Here is a 7416-nt window from a genome sequence, read left to right on the forward strand (position 1 = left end):
TCAAACCATTTTTTCAGGAATGTTCTTGAGTCTGTTGTTACTGGAAAAATCAAAATAAGAAGCCAAATTAAGGTTTTATTTTTATCAAATTTTTGTTTTGATATAAGTCCTTAAATTAAGCCCACATATATGAATCTGGAGTCGTTTAGATGATCTGTGACCTTAGCATTATCATTTTGGTGAAAAATGGTGGTGAAAGACTGAAATTGCTAATGGAAAGTTTGGAAAAACAAAATTTCAGTGGTAGTTTTGAGATCATTGCCATTGATTCCGGTTCAGAGGATGAATCCATCCAGATCTTAGAGAAATACAACACCAAAATATATGAAATTAAACCAGAAGAGTTCCATCACAGCAGAACACGCAATTTTGGTGCCCAGAAATCTAGTGGTGAGGTTTTAGTTTATCTGACACAAGATGCCCTCCCAATAAATAATGATTTGCTGGAAAAATTGGTAAAACCATTGCAAAATCCTGAAGTTGCTGTTTCATACGGGAGACAAATCGCCAATCCTGATTCTAGTGATGTTAATACCTTTTTTTATTCTTATTTCTACCCTGATGAAAGAAAGGTTTTAGGAAAACAAGAGGCAAATAATCCAAAAAAATTTTATATAGATCATATATATGTCTCTGATGTGTGTTCTGCTATAAAGAAAGATGTTTGGGAAAAATTAAGGTTCACTGATGATGTGCCGATGTCTGAAGATAAAGATTTTGCACTTAAAGTCTTAAAAACAGGATATAAAATTGTTTATGAACCCGAAGCTACTGTATATCACTCACATGATTATTCACTCCGTTCATTGTTTAAAAGGCGATTCCAGGATGGTTCTGCTTTTTCCAACATAGCCTTGGAAGGTGAAAGTGGCTTTTTTGGTCGTGGTTTAAAATTTGTAACCGAAGAAATGAAGTTTTTAATCCGGAAAAAACAATTTCTGGGAATTCCCTATGCAATTCTTTATAATTTCATTCATTTTTTAGGGTTTTTCATGGGAAAACATGAAAAATACATGCCCGGATTCATATATAATTAATTACAATGAATTTGAAGATTGTTTAGTATTAGTGATAAGATGAAAAATTCCAATCCTCTAGTTAGCATCATAATTCCAAATTATAATGGAAAAATACACCTTGAAGAGTGTTTAAACTCATTGGAAATGATTGAATCTGATGATTATGAAATTGTTTTTGTTGATAACGCATCAAATGATGGTTCTGTTGAATTTGTTAAAAATCATTTCCCCAAGGTAAGGATAATTTCTTTGAAAAAAAATTTTGGATTTGCTGAAGGTTGTAATCTGGGAGTTAAAAAAGCTAGGGGAGATTACATTGTTTTTTTAAATAATGATACTAAAGTAGATGTTTATTGGCTTAAATCATTATTGGAGGCCTTAGAAAAATATGGTCCTAAGCACATTTACTCCAGTAAAGTTTTATTTTACAATGAACCTGGAACACTAAACACTATTGGAGGCGTTATAACTCCAATGGGTAGTGGACTTGATATCAACTTTGGGAAAAAGGATGTTTCAAAATACAATAAAGTTCGCTTTGTTGCTTCGCCTTCAGGTTGTTCAATGCTATTGAAAAAGTCTTTATTTCTAGAAATGGGTGGTTTTGATAAAGATTACTTTGCATATCTAGAAGATGTGGATTTTGGTTGGAGATGCTGGTTAAAAGGGCATAAAACATATTATGTCCCAGAATCTATTGTATACCACAAATATGGAAGTACTGGGGGTAAGATGGACACTCCTTTTAGAGTTTTCAACGTTCAAAAGAACCGTTTATTTAATATGTTAAAAAATTTCTCACTTTCAAACTTAATCAAAGGATTAATTATTTCGATAATATTCGATCTGGTCCGTATATCAAAATTCATGGTTCATGGTGATTTTTCCCTTGTGTCTGCTGTTTTAAGAGGTAACTATGCTTTTATCAAAGGTATTCCAAAAACACTTGCCAAGAGGAAGTACATACAAAAAACTAGACAGATCTCTGATGGAGAATTGGGAAAAATGGGTTTAATAGCATCTTTAAATTGGTGTTTGAAGGAGTATGAAAGGTTAGGAAAATAAAGTTAAAGGAAATCTAAAATGAAAATCTGTCAGATAATATACACTTATCCTCCACATGCAACTGGGGGAGCAGACATATATGCCGAGCGAATTTCAAAAGAACTCTCAAATAGGGGTCATGAAGTTGTGGTTATCACCACACAACCTTATAATGGTTTATCTTCAATCAAGCCCTCATCCAAACTGGAAAATGGAATCAAAGTTCACCGTTTTTATCCGTTAAACATATATTCCTGGACAAATACTGCTGAAAAATCATTATTAATGAAAATTATATGGAATGTATTTGATATATGGAATTTACATGCATATTTTACCATAAAAAATATTTTAAAAAAAGAGAATCCTGATGTGGTTCATATACACACCCCCACCTGGATATCTTTATCAGCATTTGATGCTATAAAAAGTTTAAAAATACCTTTCATATTTACAGTTCATGAATACATCTTACTGTGTCGGAGAGTTTCACTTTTACATGCAAATGGGGAAGTATGTGATAATCCGCGTTCGATTTGTAAACTGTATCAGAAAGTATCTAGAAAGATAGTTTCCAGTAAACCGGATTTGGTTTTATCGCCATCCAACTTTGTATTGAAGATGTTAAATAAAAATGGTTTCTTCCCAGAATCCAAAAGCATGAAACTCCCTCTAGGGATTACACCTTTCAATGAAAAAACTGGAAAAAAATACAACAATATAGATATTATCTATACTGGTGCTCTTATTGGACACAAAGGAGTTGATGTTCTAATAAAAGCCTTTAAAAATTTAAAACAGGACCATGTCAAGCTTCATATTGTTGGTAAAGGGGAGAAAATGGATGATTTAAAAGAAATTGCTGAACCTGATGATAGAATTACTTTTTATGGATTTTTAGATGGAAATGAACTAACATCACTTCAGAAAAAAGCGAACATTACTGTTATGCCATCTATTTGGTATGAAAATTCCCCTATGGCTATTTATGAAAGTTTTAAGTATGGAACTCCCGTTATTGGGAGTGAAATTGGGGGCATCCCCGAACTAATTGAGGAAAAAGTTAATGGTTGTCTCTTCGAACCAGGCAACATCAACGAGTTGCAAGATATACTCCAGTTTTTGGTCGAAAATCCACTAGAATTGGAGAAATTAGAAATGGGAGCATTTAAATCAAGCCAGAAATATGATATGAATCTACATATTAAAAATCTGGAAAAACTATATAAAGAAATATCTGATAAATGAGTGCAAATCTAATTTATTTCACCCAGTTTCAGAAAACTACATTAGATGCTAATCCAGATTACGGTCAAAATCCGAGAATAAATTGATATCTAAACATTAAATTTTTATCTAAATCAATACTCATATGGCCTATAACACTAGTTAAAAGATTATACAATAAACAAACACTTTATTACAATAAATTTCGAAATAAATAATAATTTAAAGTTTAGGAAGAACCAATTATGGCTTCATTATACAGCAAAATAAAAAACATTAGAACTAAGAGTTTCTTTACCCCTATGTTACTACTACTTTTACTTACTGATATTGTAATACTTTTTAACATCCACGGCTTCAGAGAAATCCTTCCTACAATTTATTTCACCATAGTCCCCGGATTACTGATAACAATCCTAATGAATTTGAATAAATTAGAATTTGTTAAAAAATTTGTGTTTTGGATTGGATTAAGTTTATTCATTATAATTTTTACGGGGTTGGGTTTAAACTATCTATATCCATTCATATCAGAACCATTATCCTTGTTTCCGTTGCTCGTAACGTTTAACATTATAATAATCCTTTTATCCATAATTGCATACCATAAAAATCAAGAAGAATTTAAAATTCAGAAAATCTTCAATTTTAAAGTAGATACGAATAATAAATTAATTTCTCCAATGATTTTTTCAACCATTTTCCCTTTCTTGGCATTTTTTGGGACATATTTAATGAACATAACCAATAATAATTCCATTCTTTTACTATTATTGTTTTTAATTCCAATATATTTCGTTGTCATTATTGGTTTGCGAAATAAAATATCAAACTCCACTTATCCATTTGCTATTCTGATGGTAAGTCTAAGCTTTTTTTTGATGCATGGCTTGACATCAAATTATCTCATTGGGAGAGACAATCATTTAGAGTTTTTTTACTTCCAATACACCTTACATAACTACCATTTAGATACAAACATCTTCAATACTCCTTTAAATAACTGTTTAAGTGTAAACATCTTACCCACAATTTATAGTGTTTTAACATCTATTAAAGGAATATATGTCTTTAAAATTCTTTTTGGATTTATTGGTTCAATTATACCTCTAATTATCTATGTTATATCCAGAAAAATAGTTGGGAATAAATATGCAATATTTGTTGCGTTATTAGTACTTTTCCAGATGAATTTTATTGAATTACTATCCCTTATAAGACAAGAATTTGCATTAATATTCTTTTTCCTAGCTGTGTTGGTAATTTTTGATTCCGATTTGAGTAATATAAACAAAAAGATATTATTCATCATTTTCATGTTCTCAGTTATTGTTTCCCACTATAGTACTGCCTTCATTGGTCTGGCCATGACAGTACCAATTATCTTAATTCCATTTATAAAAAAAGTATTCAACGATAAAAAGATAAGACCGATTAATTTTGATATATTGGCCTTTTTAGGGCTTTTTTCGTATATTTGGTATTTTATTGTGGCTAAATCCCAATCACGTACAGCAACCCGAGCTTTTAGGATATCAACAGGATCAAGTGCAAATACCAGCAACATAACTAACTCATCAAGCTCCATAAATGCAACCAATGTAACTAATGTAACAAATACAACTAACCCAATTGTTGTAAACCATACCCGTGAGAACACAATTCCTGCTATTTTTGGAATTGGCGTAGATTCTGTTCCTCAAATGATTAGTGTTTTGGTCAATGATGCAATTTTTCTAACCATCGGCATTGGTTTAATGGCTACATTGTGGGAAATTTTCGCATCTTTCGTAGGATATAAAAAGTACAAAAAGAAATTACCATTTGAATTTATTCTTGGTTCAGTGATTTCAGCCGTTTTATTGGCATTATTTATTGTTATTCCATTTTTTTCTAAAGCTTATGGTGCGCACCGAATATTTCTTACTTCTTTAGTTTTCTTAGGGCCAATGTTTGTTATTGGTGTAATAAAAATTGCTAAACTAATAGGAAAGCCTAAATTAGATCTGGTTCTTTTGACAATACTTATTATTTCACTTTTCACAGTTTCCATACATTTTAACTACCTTGCCAGCGGTATTCCATCATCAATTTATTATGATGAAAATTCCAACGCTAGGACAGAAGCTTTCATTTATGATCAAGATGTTGCAGGGGCTAAATTTTTGAGCCACTATGGAGAAAAGAGAAAAATAAGAATCCATGGGGATACTGTCGCAGGTTTCCGATTAATGGCTGCAAATAATTTTTCAATACCCAATAGAACATTTATAGATTCTAAAAAAACTTTTAAATTCAAGAAACGTTTAAAAACAGATTCCCGCTTTAAATATCAGTATCTATATTTAACTTACTTAAACACGCAAAAAAACATTATATTTGAACAAACTGCTCCAACATTTATCACTAATACCACCAGCAGCAATATATTTTTAAAAGAATGGAAATCAAGAATTTATGATAATGGAGGATCAAAGGTTCTTATACCTTAATTTTTATTATTAAAAAAAAAATAATTAATTAAGTATTTACTATGCCTTTTTTGAAACATTTTTTTTTAAGTTATTGGAATTTTTCTAAAGATTTTAATAAATTCTTACTTACTATCTTCCAGTCAAACTCATTTTCAGCTAATTTTCTAGAAGCCTTGCCCATTCTTCTTAATTCGGCATCATCTAAATTTTTAAACTGATCAAAACCATTTAAGAGATTATTCACATGATTATTGTCAACCACAATCCCGGAATTGTATTTTTTTACCAAGTCTGCAGCGTCACCAACATTTGAAGTAAGAACCGGTTTACCCATTGATGTATATTCAGCGAATTTAGTGGGGGCTGCGACTTCGGTTGCAATATGGAAAGGTCTAGGTAAAATTAACACGTCACATGCTGAGTAATAATTTGGTATTTCGTTGCGATTGATCTTTGGAATGAAAATAGTATTACAATTATCTCTATTAGGCAGTGTAGTTTCCCCACCAACGATTAAAAATGCAATATCATCATCATTTAAAGACTTAGCAGCTTTTATAAGATTTTCTGTGCCTTGCCAACTTTGAAATCCGCCAACATAACCAAATATTAGTTTATCTTCAAAACCTAACTGTTCTTTAAATTCCTGAACTTTATCAAATTCAGGTTTAAAAAAGTCCAAATCAACACCATTGGTTACATATTCTAATTTATTCAGTGAAATGCCCTTACTTGTGTGTAAGTAGTCAATCATCCGATTGGAAACACATATGATCTGATCAGATCCCTTTAGATTTGCATAGTCCATTATTTTGAATTGCAAGTAGTTTATCATGAATTTAGGATTCAAACTATATCCACATCTAAGTAGAAGTTCTTGTAGTAAATCACCGTGCATATCAAAAACAAGGGGGGTTTTAGTTAATCTACCTGATAAAGAACAAAAAGCAGCAGCACCAGTATTGGCATACACCAAATCATAGTTATTTTCGCGTAATAGTTTCAGATGTTTGAAATAGACATTGAGTTGAGATGTTATAATAAATTGATCATTTGGGAATGCATCCCTATTTTTAAATTGTTGGTATTTGGTTTTACCACAATAATGAACTAAATCAACTTCATGCCCTGCATCCTCCATTATTTTAGCTAAGTTTGAAATACGCCACCATTCAGCGTTGTTTTCTGGAGTTGAAATTTGTATGCTTAATATTTTCATAATAATACCAGTATAAATATGAATTATAATCTTAGATAATAATCAGGTGATCTGCTACATCATTTATTGATTTTGTATATCACATCAGTTCATAATCTGACTTTGATTGTAATATCATTAATGATATTATATTTTATTATTATTCATAGATTTAGACTAAAATCTGATGGCAATTTTTTTCTTTAAAGTAGAATTTCTATTATTCTAATAATTCTTACATTTTTCGAAAAAATCAAGATGAAAACGACGATCAAAAAATTTAAATTTGTTTATAACATGCTTAAATCCCTTAAAAATGTTTTATTATCTTTTTTTTAAGAAAATGGACCAAAAGATTTATATGTGGTTATGGGAACGATCTTTAGTATAGATCAAAAACTTCTAAATGATGTTTATTTCATGATATTAGAATGGTAGTGGTAAAATTAAGCGA

General features: G+C 30.6%; 5 protein-coding genes. 4 read left to right on the forward strand and 1 reads right to left on the reverse strand.

Annotated elements, in window-relative coordinates; translation table 11 throughout:
- Positions 1-149 precede the first annotated feature (149 nt).
- The 4 genes from GXZ72_01070 (at position 150) to GXZ72_01085 (ending at position 5782) form a co-directional block, all read left to right on the forward strand.
- Complete coding sequence (locus tag GXZ72_01070; GenBank protein ID HHT18146.1) at positions 150-1037, forward strand: glycosyltransferase; 888 nt, start codon at positions 150-152, stop codon at positions 1035-1037.
- 39 nt (positions 1038-1076) lie between these two features.
- Positions 1077-2084: a glycosyltransferase family 2 protein gene (locus GXZ72_01075; GenBank protein ID HHT18147.1), complete on the forward strand. Its 1008-nt coding sequence runs from the start codon at positions 1077-1079 to the stop codon at positions 2082-2084.
- Positions 2085-2102: 18 nt separating this feature from the next.
- The gene (locus GXZ72_01080) at positions 2103-3311 is read left to right on the forward strand and encodes a glycosyltransferase family 4 protein (protein ID HHT18148.1); all 1209 of its coding nucleotides are present in this window, start codon (positions 2103-2105) and stop codon (positions 3309-3311) included.
- A gap of 713 nt (positions 3312-4024) precedes the next feature.
- Positions 4025-5782, forward strand: coding sequence for a DUF2206 domain-containing protein (locus GXZ72_01085; GenBank protein ID HHT18149.1), 1758 nt, complete (start codon positions 4025-4027; stop codon positions 5780-5782).
- 70 nt (positions 5783-5852) lie between these two features.
- Here the strand turns inward: GXZ72_01085 and GXZ72_01090 are convergent, their stop codons facing one another.
- On the reverse strand, positions 5853-6983 hold the full coding sequence (locus tag GXZ72_01090) for a glycosyltransferase family 4 protein (GenBank protein HHT18150.1): 1131 nt from the start codon (positions 6981-6983) through the stop codon (positions 5853-5855).
- Positions 6984-7416 lie beyond the last annotated feature (433 nt).

The sequence above is a fragment of the Methanobacterium sp. genome (assembly GCA_012838205.1).
Taxonomy (GTDB): domain Archaea; phylum Methanobacteriota; class Methanobacteria; order Methanobacteriales; family Methanobacteriaceae; genus Methanobacterium.